Source organism: Sediminibacillus dalangtanensis (genome assembly GCF_017792025.1).
In the GTDB taxonomy this organism is placed as follows: Bacteria; Bacillota; Bacilli; order Bacillales; family Amphibacillaceae; genus Sediminibacillus; species Sediminibacillus dalangtanensis.
The window spans coordinates 3,281,452-3,299,395 of the sequence record NZ_CP046956.1; the positions used below are offsets into that span (position 1 = coordinate 3,281,452).

Sequence of the window (17,944 nt, forward strand, 5' to 3'; positions counted from 1 at the left end):
AAGAAGGACACAAACATGTCAGAACTCGCACAAACCGCTTCAGCAAATAACACAAAACGCCCTCTTGTGTTAGCAGCTTTGGTGATCTCCATGTTCATGGCAGCAATTGAGGGAACGATTGTCGCTACGGCGATGCCAAACATCGTCGGGGATCTTGGCGGTTTTTCAGTTTACAGTTGGGTTTTCTCTTCTTTTCTGTTAATGCAGGCAGTCACTACGCTTATCTATGGAAAACTATCAGACTTGTTCGGCAGGAAACCGATATTTCTAATAGGCGTCGTCATATTTTTGGCCGGTTCCCTGTTATGCGGACTGGCTACGACGATGACGATGCTAGTTGTGTTTCGGGTCATACAGGGTCTGGGCGCTGGGGCGGTCCAGCCAATCGTCACGACCATTGTGGGAGATATGTACACCGTCGAAGAACGTTCCAAAATCCAGGGCTATTTGGCCAGCGTTTGGGGGATTTCTTCCGTTGTCGGTCCGCTGCTGGGAGGCTTTATTGTTCGTTTTTCGGACTGGGCATGGATTTTTTGGATGAACATTCCGCTGGGGATTATCGGGATGATCGGTGTTATTATATTTTTCCATGAGGATGTTACCAAGGAAAAGAAATCGATCGACTACATGGGCTCGAGTTTGTTTTTTATCGCCATTTCTGCTTTGATTGTTGTGCTCGTACAAGGCGGGGCAGCCTGGGCTTGGATTTCGCCGCAGGTACTGATATTGATAGCCATATTTATTGTTGGGGCCGTTTTGTTTATTTGGCAGGAGAAAAAAGCCACAGCACCAATGATGCCACTGGGAATCTGGAATAACAAATTGATTACCATCGCCAACCTGGCAACCTTGACTTCCGGCATGATGATGATCGGGTTGTCCAGTTTTCTGCCAACCTATGTACAAGCCGTAATGGGGTATTCCGCCATTGTTGCCGGGTTTACGTTGTGCACCATGTCGATTGGCTGGCCGATTTCCGCAACCATTGCCGGCCATCTGGTATTGAAAATCGGCTTCAGGCAGACTGCGATTTTGGGAGGAACTGCTCTGGGGATCGGCGGTTTGCTGTTTATGTTCCTCGATCCTGGGAAAGGACCTGTCTATGCGGGGATAAGTTCGTTTGTGGTTGGCGTAGGAATGGGATTGTCCAGCACTACCTTTATTGTTGCAATTCAAAGCAGTGTCGACTGGAAAACACGCGGCGTGGCTACATCCTTGAACATGTTCATGCGTATCATCGGCAGCGCGCTCGGTGCAGCAGTCCTCGGTGGTGTGCTCAACATGCGGATGAACCAATTGATGCAGGACAGCGGGGACTCCGGCTCTGATATCATCGACAGCAGCTCTACCAACGCACTGCTGGACGAAACCATGCGCAGCCGCCTGCCGGAAAACGCCCTAGAACAGCTGCAGGCCTCCCTGTCCACAGCATTGCATGCCGTCTATATCGGCCTGTTCGCCATCGGACTCATCACATTCGCCCTGACCCTCTTCTTCCCCAAGATAGAGCGGAAATAAAGTAGAATAAGGGGACAGTCCCCAATCACGTATAGGGACACACTTTGGCTGGCGTCGGGGACTGTCCCTGCCATAGGAAAAGCCCGAACCAGCGGGATTTCCGTTTATTCTATCCAGCTTTGAGCCCGATTTGGGGACTGACCCCATAGCCAAATGGGGTCAGTCCCTCTATTCCTACTCACTCATTGGCAGATTTAGTGAGTAGAAGAAAGTTTAGGAATAAAAATGTTTAATCCATGCCTCTTACAAAAGGATGTGTTATTTTATTGTAAAAATAGTTGGAGACAAAGTGGTACTTAAAGAACCCGATCAACAAGCAATCGATGAACTTTATTACTGGAAGTATGAAGAGCCAGAACAGGCTGCAAAAAAGTGGAATGGGCCGTACATTCCCGAAGAAAGGGTCAGTAAACAAGAATACGATGTGAGCTGGCGACGGGAAGAGCCGATTGCTCCTGGCGTTCCTGCCTCATTGATCATTTACGTCGAAGATCAGCTGATTGGTTACGTAGGTGCCTATTGGGTTGATAAAAACACAAATTGGCTGGAAACCGGAATTGTCATATATGACAAAGATTATTGGAACGGCGGTTACGGCACCGAAGCCTATAAACGCTGGATTGACTTTTTGTTCCAACAAACCGACTTGCATAGACTCGGTATGTCCACTTGGTCAGGAAATGTCCGCATGATCAAAGTGGCTGAAAAAATCGGCATGAAGGAAGAAGCGAGGATAAGAGACGCTCGAATAGTAGACAATAAGTATTATGATGCCATTAAAATGGGGATGCTGCGAAGTGAATGGCAAAAAAAGCAAAATTAACAGCCATATAAATGCGAATAGATTTGGAACCATGCAGAAAACACGCTTGATTAGGTCAAGCGTGTTTTGCAATAATCCGGCTATTCGGTTTTCTCCGTCATTCTGGATAACCAGCTATCGAGTAGAAAATAGTGGTGGCTTAAATTTTTATAGATCTTTATGGCCACTTCTTCATTATAAGTGTGAACCGTAAGATTCCGATCATCTACCATGGAGAGAGCAGCGATTGCCTCATCTTCATTGAACAAACCTACTTCCCTGCAACTGCGAATCACACTCTTAGGAGAACCACAAACTAGTCCCTCTACAATAAACAAATAATCCTTTGCTGCTTTCCAACATGCTTCAAAAGTGAATTCAAAGCGTTGGATTGACGCATCGCGCTCAATATCATCCGGAGTTTCTATCATCACCAGCTTTTTAAATGCCTTCAAAGCATTCGCTGCTGCTTGAAATCGCTGTTGGAGTCTTTCCATAAGATAACCCCCTCTTGAAGGATGTTCTGCTTTAAAGAGTCATTGGCTTCCGCTAACTCAACAACATCTATATGATAAGGAATCTTACTATTTTCAAGAGCATCAAGCAATCTTTGCTTAAGAGCAGGGGAAATAGGACGCTCGGCGTCAATAGCGATATCAATATCAGAACTCTGCTTTTGCTGCATTCTTGCCCATGATCCAAATAAATATACTGTCACATCATGATGTGGCATCGTCTTTTCCACAACACGCTTCAGTTCATTCAATGTTCGTTCGTGTGAGTTCATTTAAATCACACCTTTCCCCTTTTCCTTTAGTATATCACACCATCCTTCATACAAACTGTTGGACGGAATGGGGGGACAGTCCCCAATAAGTAAAAGGGACTGTCCCTCTCTTTTTCATTGGGACACATAAACTCGGTTACGGCCATTCTTTTTAGCTTGATAAAGTGCTTTGTCCGCATCGTCGATTAAATCAGCCGCGTGTTTGGTTGTTTCATCAAAATTTGCAATTCCTATTGATACGGTGATATTTATTTGATGCCCGGAGTTTAAGATAAAAGTGAAGTCCTCAACATTTTTTCGGATCAGTTCACTTATCTCAATTGCCTGGTTAAGCCCGCAATCACGTAAAATCGCTGTGAACTCTTCCCCTCCATTCCGGCTGACAATATCAAACGATCTAGTCGAGCTCTTTAAAATGCTGGCTAACTCTTTTAAAACAATGTCCCCTTCTGCATGGCCATACGTGTCATTTATCTTCTTGAAATAGTCAATATCGATATATAGGAGTGAAATCTTTTCATTTGTTCTTTCTTGGTTGAACATTAACTGATTGAATACCTCATCAAACTTCCTGAAATTATTCAGCCCTGTCAAACCATCGGTGGCTGATTCTGCTTTGTATTGATTGAATAGTTCTTGGCTCCGTCTTATATATTCGATAATAGAAAACGAAATGAACCCAGCTAAGTAGGATATCCCCCAATAAATCGGAATCAAATGAAGCAACAGCTTTATATCATTTAACAGATAGAAGACAAGGACAGTAAAGACGAGATTAGAAAATGTGACCATCCAGAATATCTTTTTCTTTTTTGATAGTTGCCTGCGGGAAATCAGCAAAGCGGCAGCAGAAATGAATGTTACCAGGAATATGGCCGCAAAAGAGGAAGTGTTAAATCCGAAGAGAAAACGCCCAAAGATAATCAGCAAGCCTGCTGACAACGTGGGCAAAAAACCTCCATAGTAAGCCATAATAATAATGGGAATATGACGTAAATCAATGATCGTGTTGCCGATATTCATGCTGTATTGCATCAATATATTACTCAAGAGTCCACCGAATAACCCTATAATAATTTTTCTGGTTCGACTCGAGCTCCGACTCAGCGGTGAGGTACTTGTTACTTGCGTATAAAGAAATAACAGAGAAGACAAAATCGCTAAGTCGGAGAGCAGTTCTTTCATAATAATCACTTGCATCACCATTGTTAAAATAGCATACAATTCCCCAAATAGAAATAAGAATGTTAACAATTTCACAGAGGGACTGACCCCAATAAGGGGTGGGGTCAGTCCCTAACACGTAGTTCCCTTACTGTTCGGGGACTGTCTCCGGGGAATTTACTTAACTGCTTTCCAAATTGTCCAGCGGTCTTTTTCAGTTATGGGCTGATTGGATGGTAAGGATTGATCCACGTAGGTAACAAGTTGGTTTAACTCCTGTCTATCGAGTTCGTGCAAGATACTTCTCCCTGTTCTATTACGCAAATCATCCAGTAGCTGATGTTTGGAGGCATACTCTTGTCTTGTTTCCCACAATTTTACTTCTTCAATAGAATGAAATCCAGCATCAATTAGACTGCTTGTGACTTTCTGGGTTGAGTGACGCCGCTTCCCCTCTAAATCCTGCAACCAGGGAAATAACTCAAACAAATAGCCTCTGACATGGTATGCACTGCCTATTTGAAAACAGTCTTCTGGTGTTCGGTCTTGGACAACTATATAGCCATTTGGCTCTAGAATACGATAAGCCTCTTGAAAACAAGCATCTAAATCCGTTAAATGATGGATCAATGCCCTCTCAAGCACCAAATCACATAGTTCGCTTTGTAATCCAGTTTGTAAAGCGTCTCCCTTTCGAAAAGCCAAATTAGAATACGCTCCACAATTTTCCCTTGCTCCTTCCAACATGGCTTCCGAGGAATCAACCCCGATGACGAAATTCACCCCCAAGTCAACAAGCGCCTGACTATAAATCCCGCCACCACATCCTATATCCGCTGCTAGTGAAACACTTTCAATGGGTACAAGACTCTCCACCGTTTTTCTCCAAGAAGAATCAGCATGTCTTGTGGTGTAAGCATGTCGATTACTACTGTCGTGAAAATCAATCCCCATCCTGCCTCATCCTTCCCTATATGTGTTTTTAATCCTAAATATTCTTGAAAAATTCAGTTATTTCTGCTTTGTCGCCAGCCTGTTTATAATCCATCCTTTGATAAAAAGCTTTCGTTCCGCTCCAGGCTTTATTTGTTTCCAGTACAATTTTTTTATAATCAAGAAGTCTAGCCCTTTTCTCCAGGAAAGCAACCATTTCCCTGCCGAATCCTTTACCCCAGAATTTATCCAGTACCGATATTCTGACGATTCTGCCAATCCTTGTTTCCTCCTCGACTAATCCACCAGTACATACAATCAACCCTCGATATATACCAATAAACAGGGTTCTGTCATTTCCTTGATAATAATCAATCGGACAAAATAAGTCTTCATTGAGCCCGTGATCGACATATCCAAAATAGTCATACAACCCTTCAAGGATAACTTGCTTGGCCATGAACTGGGTTTGCAGATTAATAGGAACTATTTTAAGATCACTTGTTCTCACTCACATACCCCCTTCAGCCATTCAATTCATTTTTTAAAGCTTCGATCGCCTCCATGGCTTCCGCATGGTTCTCTTCACTGTTCCGCTCATTGCGGGCGTAAAGGAGCACCGGTCTGACCGATTCGACAGAGCGGCCGAATGCATCCATCCATGGATAACGCGGCACCATCCAAGTATGGAAATGATGGGTGGTATCTTCGTTGTAAAAATAATATACAAAGTCAATTCCCAGTATGTCTCTCTGTGCTTTACGAATTCTGGCAAGCAAGTGAATATAATCCAGTTGCTCCTTTTCCGTCAGTTCATCCAGGCCCTTGATATGCCGCTTGGAAGCCAGGATAATTAATCCCTTGATCGGATAGGCCACATCCTGGTGCGCATGGAAAAATTCTGTTTCGACAATAACGCCCCCGTCTGGTTCAATTGCTCCACTGGTCAAGGCGCAGCTGAGACATTCCACTTCCACTGTCTTTCCGTTCGATAACGTGATGGTTGGCATGACACGTTTCCCCTTTTTAAAAATACATATTAAATTTCTGGCTGCTTACGCAAGGAAGGGATGATTGTTTTCAATTCCCCTAAACCGTCAATGACAACATCGGCTTGCGCCAGTTCTTCCTCACGAGCAAAATCGAAATCACACCCCACCGATAGCAATCCATTTTGCTTTGCAGCTTTAAAATCGGATAGCCTGTCACCAATTACCACTCCATCCTCTATCCCATATTTATCGACGATCTGTTTGACTAGTTCCCCCTTATTCAACGAGTCAATTTGTTGAATACTGCATGTCTCGGTCACCCAGCGATCAAGCTGATAAAATTCTATGATAGCGTGAAGATACTCTTTCAAGCCATTGCTTGCTATGTAAATACTGCAGCCCTCTTCCACTAATTGATGAAACACTTCCTCGACGTCTGGATACAAAGCTCCTTTGCCGCTTTTGATGTTGCTTATCAATTGACTGAGAAAGAAGGCATCTGTTTGCTCCCTGACAGGCTCAGGGTGGTTCGGCAATAAAGTCCTCCATACTTCTGGAAGCGGCACTCCCATAATGCTACGATACTTTTCAAGCGGTGTTTCCCCATTCCATAATGCCCTGCTCCGTAAATCCTGAAAAGTCTCTTCCAATGAAAGTGCCAAAATTCTCTCCGTTTGAAAAAGCGTACCATCCATATCGAAAATAACATGTTTAATCATCATTCCCCCTCCTCGCTCCCACCATTATAACATGTTTATCCTCTCACAGAGGGACTGACCCCAACCCGGGGTCAGTCCCCAAATAAATAAAGGGACAGTCCCCGAAACACGATCGGGGACTGTCCCTTGTCTGGTGGTTCTGTTTATGCTGGATTGGAGACGACGGTGAAGCGTTCGTTTGGATGTACTGGGTTTTCGATTTCGTCCAGCACTGCAATCGCAAAATCAGGGTAGCTGACGTAGCTGTCACCGTTTGCATTTTGAATAACTTGATCTTTTCCTTTTTGGTAAGTTCCAGTACGCTTTCCGTCCGGGTCAAAGAATGCTGCCGGGCTTAGGTAAGTCCATTGAATACTGCTGGTACTCTCTAAATCTTCTAGATTCCGACCTGCGTTTTTAGCTGTCGGCAAATAAGCGGCAGGGAAATCAGGTGTATCGAATAAGCGAGTTGTTTTCTCTTCGTCCACAAACAAGCTTCCTGCTCCTCCTACAACGAAAAGTTTTGTATCTGGAGCGCCTTTTGCTGCCTCGATTAGCACCCTTCCTGCTTCTACATGGTGATGTTCTTCGCCAGGAGCCGCGTTGAATGCATTGACCACCACATCAAATGGCTTGAAGTCATCTGCTGTTATATCAAAAATGTTTTTTTCGAGGACGGTAACCTCCGAATTGTTGATTTTTGCTGCATTTCTCACAATCGCTGTTACCTCATGCCCTCTGTCCAGCGCCTCCTTTAAGATCAAACCGCCTGCTTTACCGCTTGCACCAATAATTCCTATTTTCATACGAACCCCTCCTGTTTCTCTGAATTGCCATACATGTAATATAATCGATTACATGTAATAATTTTAGTTACATGTACTATTCAAGTCAACAAAAAGGGATTCTTCCCATGTTTGTCCGCTTTACGCTATAATGTAGGTGTAATCATCCTCATTACATGATCTATCTATTTTTTCCGTTCAAGGAAGGTGACGAGAAATGTCCATCAGCAGCCGTTTTGCTGTAGGTGTCCATATATTAGCACTGCTGGAAGTCAATAAAGGGGAAGCAAACTCTTCGGAATTTATTGCTGCCAGTGTCAATACCAATCCCGCGGTTATCCGGAAAATCATCGGGATGTTAAAAAAAGCAGGACTGGTTAACGTCCGTCCAGGAATTGCCGGCGCACAACCGGCAAGGGACCTTTCGGAAATCACCCTGCATGATGTTTATAAAGCTGTCCAGGTCGTACAGGAAAAAGAACTTTTCAGCGTTCATGATAACCCGAACCCAGATTGTGCGGTGGGCAGAAACATTCAGGATACGATTACACCGATGTTCTCCGCAGCCGAACAGGCCATGGAAAAAGCCCTTGGCAATGTCACCATTGCTGATGTAGTAGACGATATTCTAAGTAAAGAAGCTGCACAATAAAAGTGTCCAACGAAGCGTATCTCCACATTTGGTGAGATACGCTTCGTTTTTACTGGCGAGGTGCAAACAACGTCACCGAAACCCCGATCAAGCATATGCCAGCTCCCAGCCAATCATAGAGATCCGGTGTTTTCTATCGATACCCCCTCCCCATAAAACAGAAAGGACGATAAAAACACCTCCATTTGCAGCGTACACCCTGCCGAATGTCGGCAAGTTTTGAAAGTTAGCAATGATCCCATACAGAGCCAAAGCAATTCCGCCGCCTATGCCCAGTAGTAAGGCTTCCCTTCTCTTAACCATAACCAGATGAAATGTCCTCCCACGATTTCCGCTATGCCGGCAAACATAAATAATAAAAATTATTTTTAGCACTCTTGAAAAATCCCATGAAAGTTTTAAACAAATCAAATAGAAAAGTTGACGGAAAACCATACAATGCAATAACCAATAAACAGAAGGAAATAGGAGATACTGATAGTCCAAAACTGAAAATAGAATGTCCACTGATAAACACTTCGCTGCCCTTTTTTATCATCCATTGCCTTTGCAGCCAGTAAATTAATAAAGATAAACCCTGCAGAAAATAACAGTGCGGAAAAGAAAGGAAATAGAATGGGAGCAGCAAGTGGCAAAGCACCGCTTATGTAATAAAAGGGTAATCCTAACCAAAAAGGATAAAGAAAGACCATCAAAATGATTATCGCGATTACCAAAAATGAATTGTGCTTCGCTACCTTCAGCCAAATGAACAATGGTTTTTCCATCCCAGCCACCTCCCCGCTTAATCTAACTTAACACTACTTCCATTCTTCATCTATCCTTTTACCAAACAATAAAGTTAGTTTATTCAATGTACAAAGTAACAATTTTCCGCTATACTACTAGTGAAAGCATTTACATTAGATGGAGGGATAAAGCATGACGGAAAACGTTAAACCCAATCAACCTTTGGTGACGCATATTTTTACTGCAGACCCTTCTGCACACGTTTTTGAGGGAAAGGTATATATTTATCCTTCACACGATTTGGACCATAACGAACCTTCCAACGATAATGGTGATCAATATAAGATGAAGGATTACCATGTACTGTCCTTGGAAGATATGAACAGTCCGTGTGTAGATCACGGCCAAGTGCTCCACGTAGATGACATCCCTTGGGCAAGTCGGCAGCTTTGGGCACCAGATGCGGCTTATAAAAACAACACCTATTATTTGTTTTTTCCCGCGAGAGATCACGATGGCATCTTCCGCATCGGTGTTGCGACAAGTTCCAATCCTGCAGGCCCTTTCAAAGCCGAGAAAAACTACATACCTGGAAGCTTCAGCATCGACCCCGCTGTTTTCGTTGATGACGACGACAAGGCGTTTATCTATTTCGGCGGGCTTTGGGGAGGACAGCTAGAAAAATGGCAGACCGGTACATTCAAGCCGGATGCTGAGGGTCCCGCCCCATCTGAACCCGCATTGGGACCAATTGTCGCAGAATTAAGCGACGATATGCTCACCTTTAAACGGGAGCCAAAAGAAATTTCCATCGTGGACGAAAATGGCAATCCGATTCTCGCACGTGATGAAGACCGCAGGTATTTCGAAGGTCCATGGGTTCATAAATACAATGGACTTTACTACCTTTCCTATTCCACTGGAACGACGCACAAAATCGTGTATGCTGTAAGTGAAAATCCAGAGGGACCGTTCGAATTCAAAGGTACGATCCTGAAACCGGTCACTGGATGGACAACCCACCATTCGATTGTGCAGTTCCAGAATAAATGGTATTTGTTTTATCATGATTGTTCGTTGTCTGATGGCGTAGACCATAAGCGCTCCGTTAAGTTTACAGAATTGAAATACAACGAGGATGGAACGATTCAAACGATTGATCCTTACAGTGATCAGATTTAGAAAGCAACCGGCTTCTTCCAAGGAGCCGGTTGTTTTTTTGCATTTTTTTATTCAACCGTCTTGAAACAACGTCAGTCAGCAAACAGCCCTCTCCTGATCAAGTTTGCAGTAACAGGTTGCCTTCCTAATTCTCTCGACCAAATGGATAACTGACCTATATGGTGTATTTCATGGGCAATGACATGCCGCATAATCTCACCATGCGTAAAGCTTACTGTGTTCCCATCGACATCCATTTCCGAAAAAAGACGTGTCTCCATTTCGTATGTCCAGTTAGTTACGAATGGCTCGACTTCCCTGTGAAGTTTTTCCGAAAGCTCTCTAACTTTCTTTAAACTGTTATACCTCTCAAATGATAGATTCTCCTGCTCCCGATCGCCTTTCAAGTCTAAAATAAGCCAGCTGTGTTCGACTTCTATGATATGAAACAGAGTGTACAGGATACTGCCTACCCCGCCGACTCGATTCTTCAACAACTCTTCTTCCGGAACATTTTCACACCAATTAAACCAGTCATCACGAACTTGCCAGTTGTATTGAAAAAGTTTTTTCATAGCGAGGCCTCCCTAACATCTATCTGATTTAGAATAATCTTTATACCTACTGTGTAACTTCACGGAAAACAACACATTTTGCACTAATCCTTCAGTTTTCTAACTTTTTATTCGAGTTTCCTTCGTAACCTACTCCCCCTTTAATTCTTCATAAAGGGAGGTCAATCCTGCTTTTCAGGGTATCTCCAGCAAAGTGAATCTTGTTTTTGCGGGGCATTTGATCATCTTCTCTCGTAAATTGATCTTCTTTCTAATGTATTTGATCTTCTTCCCTCGTTAGTTGATCTTCTTTTCGGTAAAAATGATCATCTTTCATCTTCTTTCTCTCCCAGTTAAACCACCTCGTCAAGACACCAGCTTCAACCCAATCACAGCCCCCAAAATCATAATGATGAACAGGACCCGCTTCCAGTGTTTTGATTCTCCATATAAAACCATGCCAGTAATCGCACCACCTGCTGCGCCTATCCCTGTCCAGATAGCGTAAGCGGTACCCATCGGCAAAGCTTGCAAAGCATAAGCAAGGAAAAGAAAGCTTCCGGCAAACCCGACTAACAACAAGACAAATGGCTGCCAGCTATGATCTTTGTGCAATTTGTTGATCATGGTGACGCCAAACATTTCAAAAAGTCCTGCTACTACCAATGCTATCCATGCCATCAGGCTTCCTCTCCTTTCTTTTCATCTTCTACCAACTTCAAACCAATGACGCCTGCTAACAGAACGGCGATTAACAAAATCTTTTCCAGTTTAAACGGTTCGCCAAAAAAGACGATATCGGATAACACGGTCCCGGCAGTGCCAAGACCCACAAAGACGGCATAAGCGCTGCCAACCGGAAGCTTCTCCCCTGACTTCACTAGCAGATAAAAACTAATGACGATCGCTAAAACAGTCCCTGTCCAGGTCCATAGATCATCGGCGTGTTTCAAGCCTACCACCCAGCAAACTTCAAAAAATGCTGCGATGATTACTTTCATCCATTCATGATTCAATGCGATTCCTCCTAGCTGCGTATTTCCCTTCTCAAAACAAATAGCCCGGGAGATAACTGAACTGACAGTACCTCCCGGGCTTTTATCCCTCCGTGTCACAGCAAGGATGCTGTGTGTTTTCTCTCGGACCAGACCGGCAACCCTGCCGCGGAACCCTAGAAAACGAATCGTTATAATATTGCATTCATTTTACCAGAATTGTTTCATGAAAACAAAGCAACGGCAATGATGAAGGACGGTATTCCTGTTCTGAGAAAATGAACGAACCTACCGTTTTTCATCGGGATCTTCTCCTTCTTCCTCTATATACTCTAAAATATCTCCAGGCTGGCAATCCAGGGCTCTGCAAATCCCTTCCAACGTGGAAAAGCGGACTGCTTTTGCCTTTCCATTCTTCAGGATGGAAAGATTCGCCATGGTAATGCCCACTTTTTCGGAAAGCTCTGTGACACTCATTTTCCGTTTCGCCAGCATCACATCGATGCGAATGACAATCGCCATCTTTTCACCTCAAATCGTCAATTCGTTTTCTTTTTTAATTTGGAGCGCACTTGCCAACAATTCTTGTAATACGGCAGAGAAAACAGATATAACGAATGAAGCAAAAACGATCAATAACCCTATCAAAGCAATTCCCGGATGCAATGCATGTTGAGTAATAAGAAAAAGCATGCCAGCTATGTAGATGCAACCGATCACGATACCACAACCTTTAATTCGCTTCAAGGCTACAACCGCCCATCGGGAAAAAGCCTGTTTATGCTCGATATAGTGTAAAAGCTTCCACGCCTGATATAAAGCGATAAAAAACGGGATAACCGGGATATAAATGCCGATCAAAACAGGATATCTGAGATAAGCATATTCTGGATTCATTTCTGCCGCTTCTTTTGCCATGGTCGGGGCCCAAACACATAATGCAAGGATAATCAATCCAATGACGATGACTGCCAATTTTAAAAAGATGGTCGTTCCTTTTTTCATACAGCACCTCAATTGTTTTTTATACCTTTATATTAATACACCATTTATCGATTATCAATAAAAGTTTATTATATGTCATCTTTGCAACCCAATATTAAAACTTTAGCTATAAGCAACAGAAAGATCTAACTCAAGCATCATTAAATCTTGCCATTAAAATGGTGTCGTAAAACGCACCATCAGAGAGGAGCTTGTCTTTTTTCAAAATACCCTCCACTTCGAAACCAAGCTTTTGATAAAGCTGGATGGCCGCTGAATTGGTTTCCAGTACGCGTAACGTCATTTTGACGATTTTGTTCGCATCTGCCCAAGAAATCGATTCCTTCAAAAGATTTTTTCCGATTCCATGCCCCCAAAATTCCTTTCGTACTCCTACCCCAAACTCGACTTGATGTGCCATGCGCTTCAAATGGCTGCCAGCGCACCTGGAGAAACCGACGATATCCGGACCCACCTCTGCGACTAAAAAAAGATTGTGATTTGCTTCTCCATCCGCCTTGATGAGCTCCTTGAACCCAAGCGGATCGATAGAATCTTCCCCTTGCTCCCGATCCATATTTTCTGTTTCTCCATCAATTCGCAGCCTGACTTTCGCCAGTTTTTCCGCATCGGCTTCCTCTGCTTGCCTTATCCGGTATTGCAAGTATCGTGCGGAAAAATACTTTTCGCCTCTCATCCCATCCCCCCCTTATAAATACTTCCATTCTCACGACAAAAAGAAGAAGAAGCGATGTCTAACACCATCGCTCTAATAACTTTACTTCTTTCTGCAATTTATGAATTATATCACTTAAGAACGGAATATCGTAGCTAGGTATAGATAGCCTACGTTATTGAAAAAGGCAATCAGTGTCCTGCCACTTTTCTCTTCTCCATCAACCCCAATCCGACACCAGTAGGATCCACTAAATAGGCAAGAAAGAAAGAATCAAACTCCATCTTCTCCCTGACCACCATCGCCCCACACTGTTGGGCCAAAACCAGTGTCTCATCAATGGACTCCACCTCAATCTGAATCCTTGTCCCATGTGGAAAATCATTCGGCCCTTTACTGATCCCTCCGTTTATTCCGCTGTCATCCGTACCGATTTCAAAAGCTACCGGCCAATATTCCCAGTTGGGTTCGGCTATTTCCCAGCCAAATACCTTCCTATAAAATTCCACTGCTTTTTCCGGATCCTGACTGCTTATTTCAAATCCGACCACCTTCGCCATTCACTTCGCCCCCACTCTATAGACTAATTTCGTATTTACTGTGCTGCCCGTACACATTTGCTATACCAACCCGCCGGTACCTCTTTTGATAATAATGGTTCAACCCGCTATTGCTTGCCAGACAGTCAAAACGAATGCACTTTTTTTCTTTTTCTTTTGCAACTTCCCTGGCCCATTCGATCATCCGTCCGCCGATTTCTTTTCCGGCATAATCACGGTGTACCACCATACGATGCAAATAGAATGCAGGTGCTTCTCCTGCCTCCTCTCCCCATATGGAAAAATCCCACTCGCTTGGCGAATCTTCTAATGTAATCGAGGCTATTGCTTGCCCGTCACTCTCCAGAACATATGTATGATGGTTATCAATAGAATCTTTCACCTCTGCGGTATTTCCCTGCAAATCTGTTACATAGTAATCCCACTGTGTTGTATTTTTTGTCTGCAGCCACCGGCCAGCCTGTTGAAGCAGAGACAAAACGCCATTCAAATCACTTGTTTCCGCCTTCCTCCATAAAAAGTCCTGCTCATCTATCGTCCACTTCACCTTCCCCGCTCCTTTCATTTCCTTATTATCATTTCGATAATTTTTGTTCCATTCCTGCTTTGACTGCTTTGTTACAATAGAAAGAAAGATGACTTAGAAGGAGTTTGAAAAATGGGCGGCACGGATGGTTATTGGAAATTTCAAGTTGGCTATAACATCCTTATTCTGTTTGTAGCAGTTGGCATCACCATTAGTTATGGATGGTATGACTTTCATTTTTCCTACTTGTTTCTTGGTTCAGCTATACTGCTTGGCAGCGGGTGGCGATTGTTCAGACTATGGAAGCATGCCGTATCTGCCAGCTGACAGCTATATATACCATAAAAAAGCAGCTTGATCTATCGGGAAAGATACCCGGATCAAGCTGCTTTTGCCTATATAACATGCTGGTTTAACGCTGTTCCAAACGTGCAATTCGCTCATCCAAATCCGGATGGGAAGAAAACAGCTTGGCCATTCCGCTTTTTCCGTTGATTTTCATTGTCTGGATTGCCGCATCATCGGTGCGGTCATTATCAAGATGCGCTCTGTCTACATAGGACTTCAGCGAGCGTAAAGCATGGGCCATTTTGTCACGGCCTGCCAAATCGGCTCCACCTCGGTCGGCTCGATACTCCCGCCAGCGAGAGAACGCACTGACCACAATACTTCCGAGAATCGAGAACAAAATTTGAAATACGATAATCGCCGCAAACCGTACGACCATTTGCATTTCCGAACGGACCAAACGGGATACAACGATGGCCACGATTCTCGACAAAAATACGACAAAGGTATTGACTACCCCTTGCAGCAAAGTCATCGTCACCATGTCTCCATTGGAAACGTGCGCGATTTCGTGGGCAATGACACCTTCAACGGCATCGTCGTCCATTGTTTGCAATAATCCGGATGATACAGCGACAAGCGAGCGTTTTTTAGTCGGTCCGGTTGCAAAAGCATTCACTTCTGCCGACCGATAAATGCCCACTTCCGGCATATGGGCCAAGCCTGCAGCACGAGCCAGCCGGTGTACCTTTTCCACGACGGCACGCTCTTGCGGTGCCAAGGAACCGTCCGGGTCGAGAACTTTGACCTTCATCATTTTTTTCGCTACCCAGCGGGACATGGCTAGCGACATAAAGGAACCAATGAAACCGACGAGCAGACTGAATACCATCAGTGAACCGTAATCGATTCCCAGTCCGGAACCACCTGTTTCAAACGAACCGCCGATATCGGTAAAGGCAGTAATAATCGACCAGACGATGACAATGGTCGTCATGACCAGAATGTTGGTCAATAAAAAGAACAGAATCCTTTTTCCCATCTTTGCACCTCCTTTTTCCATCTATTTGTCCATTAGTTTAACATGTTTCCCCTTCCCATACGCTATAGAAACCTGCTGTCATGGAAAAAGATATGCTAGGTTTTCACAAAATCGTCATTTTCTAAACAAACAGCAAACGGTGATGGTCTCTGAACACAGTCCGTTCCGTTGTCACGGCAACTACCGTACTGGTTAAACGGACAAATGAACTCGTTTTCCTAGTCAGTTGTTAGCTTACGGAGAGGTAAAAGCTGATTTCGATGATCTTATTATTTACCATAATGAAAGCTAACATGAAAAAGCTTACCACAATAGTGGTTGCATGAAATTCCCTAAAGACACGCTAGTTAAAATCCGGATTCATAAAGAAACAGAAAAAGGCCGATTCAAGCGTGACTTTTTCTGTTTCTTGCAGGTTTAGATTGTAGACTTATAACGTTTCACAAACTGCTGCAATTCCGTTGAGAGTTTTTCCAGCTGTTCAAATCGGTTGGTTATTTCTTCCATGGAACTACTTGTTTGTTGTGTGCTCGCCGATGTTTGTTCAATACCGGCAGCAGATTCTTGCGCAATCGATGCAATTTCATTAATCGACGAACTCAATGCATCACTATCTTTGTTGATGGTACGCAAGCTTTCATTGACACTCATTACACTACCGACCATTTCCGATAAAGCGCTGCTGATTTTTTTGAAGTTATCCCCTGTTTTTCGGATTTGGGTCGTTCCTTGATCTACTTCTTCATATCCACTCATCAAGGAATCCGAAACAGCGTTTGATTCTGATTGGATACTGCCAACAATGCCAGTAATATCTGAGATAGAGTTACTTACTTGTTCGGCTAGTTTTCTGACTTCATCCGCAACAACAGCAAAACCTTTTCCTTGTTCTCCTGCCCTTGCTGCTTCAATCGCAGCGTTCAATGCTAACAGATTCGTTTGCTCGGCAATATCTTTAATAACGGACACAAGCTTGGTGATTTCTTGTGATTGATGGTCCAAAACCTGTACCTTCTCTACAGCGTTTTTAACAATGGATTCTATTTTTTCCATTTGTTCAACAGACGTATCCATCAATTGTGTCCCTTCACTCACCATCATAATAATTTGTTCTGCAGCATTAAAGATTACCTGTCCATTATCGTTCGCTTCACGGACTTTTGCGTTATACTGTTTCATGCCCTGCGAAAGTTTGCTAGAATGCTCTGCCTGCATGCCGGCGCCAGAAGCAAGTTCCTGCATGGTTGTGGCAACTTGTTCAGATCCCTGCTTTACTTCTAAAGATGATTGCGTCAATTCCTGGCTGTGCTTCGACACATGGTCAGAAACAGAAGCAACATGTTCAACAACCTCATTCGTTCTGTTTTTCATGTTATCTACTGAAGCGGCGAGTTGTCCAATTTCATCCGTCCGGCCATTTTTTAGATCAATTGATAAATCACCCTCTTCAACCTGTTTGATTTTGGATTGAAGTTGTTTGATAGGCTTGCTCACCCTGCTTGCCAACAATATGCTCAAGAAAGACGCAATAACGAGAGTCAGGACCAGACCTATCCCCATTGGAAGAATGATTTGATTTATCTCTGCCGTATTTACAGTATTCATGATAATCATACCCTGTAAACTAATGGCTAAGCCGGATAGAATCAGTACTACTATAAATGGTATCAGAATCTGTCTTTGAACCGTTTTGCCAAAAATACGATGCTTTACTTTCATTATTAAAACCCCTTACTTCCAAGATTGACAAACCTTTCATATTATATATCGGTAATTTTTAGCAAAGCATTATACCCATATAATAATTTTTTCTCATGGTGATAAAAGGAGAAACAAGGATAGTTGCGTGGAATGACGGAAGTGAGCATATTGGATAAACGATGAATGACAAGTTTTTTAAGTAGGGAAACCCGGAACTTCGGAATGAAAGGGATAGAGAGCATGTACCAGCAGGTCTTGAGGGAAGGAGTTTCTAATCAGTTGTGATAGTAAACTGGACTACGGTAACCCCAATGCTTTTAAATCGTTACACCAAAAACGCTTGGATATTTCATCCAAGCGTTTTTGTATTCTTCTAGCATTATTGGCCCTTTCCCGG

General features: G+C 43.4%; 24 protein-coding genes, 1 pseudogene and 1 riboswitch. Of the genes and pseudogenes, 5 read left to right on the forward strand and 20 right to left on the reverse strand.

From position 1 onward, the window contains the following. Positions 1-15: 15 nt before the first annotated feature. Complete coding sequence (locus ERJ70_RS16230) at positions 16-1,518, forward strand: MDR family MFS transporter (protein WP_209365823.1); 1,503 nt, start codon at positions 16-18, stop codon at positions 1,516-1,518. A 265-nt stretch (positions 1,519-1,783) separates the two neighbouring features. Beyond that, positions 1,784-2,341, forward strand: a complete 558-nt coding sequence (locus tag ERJ70_RS16235) for a GNAT family N-acetyltransferase (protein ID WP_209369458.1) — start codon at positions 1,784-1,786, stop codon at positions 2,339-2,341. 80 nt (positions 2,342-2,421) lie between these two features. Here ERJ70_RS16235 and ERJ70_RS16240 read toward each other — a convergent pair whose 3' ends face one another. The 8 genes from ERJ70_RS16240 to ERJ70_RS16275 all read right to left on the reverse strand — a co-directional run bounded on the left by ERJ70_RS16240 (position 2,422) and on the right by ERJ70_RS16275 (position 7,700). Then, positions 2,422-2,817, reverse strand: coding sequence for an HI0074 family nucleotidyltransferase substrate-binding subunit (locus tag ERJ70_RS16240; RefSeq protein ID WP_209365824.1), 396 nt, complete (start codon positions 2,815-2,817; stop codon positions 2,422-2,424). Then, a complete protein-coding gene (mntA, locus tag ERJ70_RS16245) occupies positions 2,772-3,107 on the reverse strand; it encodes a type VII toxin-antitoxin system MntA family adenylyltransferase antitoxin (protein ID WP_209365825.1) in 336 nt (111 codons plus the stop codon). Before mntA ends, ERJ70_RS16240 begins: the two co-directional genes overlap by 46 nt. A 114-nt stretch (positions 3,108-3,221) precedes the next feature. After that, positions 3,222-4,367, reverse strand: coding sequence for a GGDEF domain-containing protein (locus ERJ70_RS16250; protein ID WP_245208033.1), 1,146 nt, complete (start codon positions 4,365-4,367; stop codon positions 3,222-3,224). An 81-nt stretch (positions 4,368-4,448) separates the two neighbouring features. Further along, entirely contained in the window at positions 4,449-5,225 is a 777-nt protein-coding gene (locus tag ERJ70_RS16255) for a class I SAM-dependent methyltransferase (protein ID WP_209365826.1), read from the reverse strand. A 34-nt stretch (positions 5,226-5,259) separates the two neighbouring features. Then, complete coding sequence (locus ERJ70_RS16260; protein WP_209365827.1) at positions 5,260-5,715, reverse strand: GNAT family N-acetyltransferase; 456 nt, start codon at positions 5,713-5,715, stop codon at positions 5,260-5,262. A gap of 13 nt (positions 5,716-5,728) precedes the next feature. Continuing rightward, entirely contained in the window at positions 5,729-6,214 is a 486-nt protein-coding gene (locus ERJ70_RS16265; RefSeq protein WP_209365828.1) for an HIT family protein, read from the reverse strand. Positions 6,215-6,243: 29 nt separating this feature from the next. After that, the gene (locus ERJ70_RS16270) at positions 6,244-6,915 is read right to left on the reverse strand and encodes an HAD hydrolase-like protein (protein WP_209369463.1); all 672 of its coding nucleotides are present in this window, start codon (positions 6,913-6,915) and stop codon (positions 6,244-6,246) included. Positions 6,916-7,058: 143 nt separating this feature from the next. Then, a complete protein-coding gene (locus tag ERJ70_RS16275) occupies positions 7,059-7,700 on the reverse strand; it encodes an NAD(P)-dependent oxidoreductase (protein WP_209365829.1) in 642 nt (213 codons plus the stop codon). Positions 7,701-7,896: 196 nt separating this feature from the next. On the opposite strand from ERJ70_RS16275, the gene ERJ70_RS16280 reads away from it, so the two are divergent. Further along, on the forward strand, positions 7,897-8,331 hold the full coding sequence (locus ERJ70_RS16280) for an Rrf2 family transcriptional regulator (RefSeq protein WP_209365830.1): 435 nt from the start codon (positions 7,897-7,899) through the stop codon (positions 8,329-8,331). Positions 8,332-8,380: 49 nt separating this feature from the next. Here ERJ70_RS16280 and ERJ70_RS16285 read toward each other — a convergent pair. Together ERJ70_RS16285 and ERJ70_RS16290 are read right to left on the reverse strand one after the other, a co-directional pair. Next, positions 8,381-8,681: pseudogene (locus tag ERJ70_RS16285) on the reverse strand (YnfA family protein). A 57-nt stretch (positions 8,682-8,738) separates the two neighbouring features. Then, positions 8,739-9,098 (reverse strand): hypothetical protein, encoded by a 360-nt coding sequence (locus ERJ70_RS16290; protein ID WP_209365831.1) that lies wholly within the window; start codon positions 9,096-9,098, stop codon positions 8,739-8,741. A 154-nt stretch (positions 9,099-9,252) separates the two neighbouring features. Between ERJ70_RS16290 and ERJ70_RS16295 the strand changes: the two genes are divergently transcribed. Beyond that, positions 9,253-10,242, forward strand: coding sequence for a glycoside hydrolase family 43 protein (locus ERJ70_RS16295; RefSeq protein ID WP_209365832.1), 990 nt, complete (start codon positions 9,253-9,255; stop codon positions 10,240-10,242). Positions 10,243-10,313: 71 nt separating this feature from the next. Here the strand turns inward: ERJ70_RS16295 and ERJ70_RS16300 are convergent, their stop codons facing one another. The 8 genes from ERJ70_RS16300 to ERJ70_RS16335 form a co-directional block, all read right to left on the reverse strand. After that, on the reverse strand, positions 10,314-10,796 hold the full coding sequence (locus ERJ70_RS16300; protein WP_209365833.1) for a DinB family protein: 483 nt from the start codon (positions 10,794-10,796) through the stop codon (positions 10,314-10,316). Positions 10,797-11,141: 345 nt separating this feature from the next. Continuing rightward, positions 11,142-11,456, reverse strand: a complete 315-nt coding sequence (locus ERJ70_RS16305; RefSeq protein WP_209365834.1) for a DMT family transporter — start codon at positions 11,454-11,456, stop codon at positions 11,142-11,144. Continuing rightward, positions 11,456-11,791, reverse strand: a complete 336-nt coding sequence (locus ERJ70_RS16310) for a DMT family transporter (protein ID WP_309507098.1) — start codon at positions 11,789-11,791, stop codon at positions 11,456-11,458. Before ERJ70_RS16310 ends, ERJ70_RS16305 begins: the two co-directional genes overlap by 1 nt. 69 nt (positions 11,792-11,860) lie before the next feature. Beyond that, a riboswitch (guanidine-I (ykkC/yxkD leader) is annotated at positions 11,861-11,961 on the reverse strand. Positions 11,962-12,058: 97 nt separating this feature from the next. Beyond that, complete coding sequence (locus tag ERJ70_RS16315; RefSeq protein WP_209365835.1) at positions 12,059-12,292, reverse strand: helix-turn-helix domain-containing protein; 234 nt, start codon at positions 12,290-12,292, stop codon at positions 12,059-12,061. Positions 12,293-12,301: 9 nt separating this feature from the next. Continuing rightward, a complete protein-coding gene (locus ERJ70_RS16320) occupies positions 12,302-12,775 on the reverse strand; it encodes a DUF2975 domain-containing protein (RefSeq protein ID WP_209365836.1) in 474 nt (157 codons plus the stop codon). A 130-nt stretch (positions 12,776-12,905) separates the two neighbouring features. Further along, positions 12,906-13,451, reverse strand: coding sequence for a GNAT family N-acetyltransferase (locus ERJ70_RS16325; protein WP_209365837.1), 546 nt, complete (start codon positions 13,449-13,451; stop codon positions 12,906-12,908). Between the two features lie 170 nt (positions 13,452-13,621). Beyond that, positions 13,622-13,990 (reverse strand): VOC family protein, encoded by a 369-nt coding sequence (locus tag ERJ70_RS16330; RefSeq protein ID WP_209365838.1) that lies wholly within the window; start codon positions 13,988-13,990, stop codon positions 13,622-13,624. A 16-nt stretch (positions 13,991-14,006) separates the two neighbouring features. Further along, positions 14,007-14,537, reverse strand: a complete 531-nt coding sequence (locus ERJ70_RS16335; RefSeq protein ID WP_209365839.1) for a GNAT family N-acetyltransferase — start codon at positions 14,535-14,537, stop codon at positions 14,007-14,009. A 111-nt stretch (positions 14,538-14,648) separates the two neighbouring features. Here ERJ70_RS16335 and ERJ70_RS16340 point away from each other — a divergent pair, with 111 nt between their 5' ends. Beyond that, a complete protein-coding gene (locus ERJ70_RS16340; protein ID WP_209365840.1) occupies positions 14,649-14,843 on the forward strand; it encodes a hypothetical protein in 195 nt (64 codons plus the stop codon). Positions 14,844-14,928: 85 nt separating this feature from the next. On the opposite strand, the gene htpX is transcribed toward ERJ70_RS16340, so the two are convergent. Together htpX and ERJ70_RS16350 are read right to left on the reverse strand one after the other, a co-directional pair. Continuing rightward, complete coding sequence (htpX, locus tag ERJ70_RS16345) at positions 14,929-15,846, reverse strand: protease HtpX (RefSeq protein ID WP_209365841.1); 918 nt, start codon at positions 15,844-15,846, stop codon at positions 14,929-14,931. Between the two features lie 417 nt (positions 15,847-16,263). Then, positions 16,264-17,565 carry a methyl-accepting chemotaxis protein gene (locus tag ERJ70_RS16350; protein WP_245208034.1) on the reverse strand — a complete coding sequence of 434 codons (1,302 nt, stop codon included), beginning with the start codon at positions 17,563-17,565 and terminating at the stop codon, positions 16,264-16,266. Between the last annotated feature and the right edge of the window lie 379 nt (positions 17,566-17,944).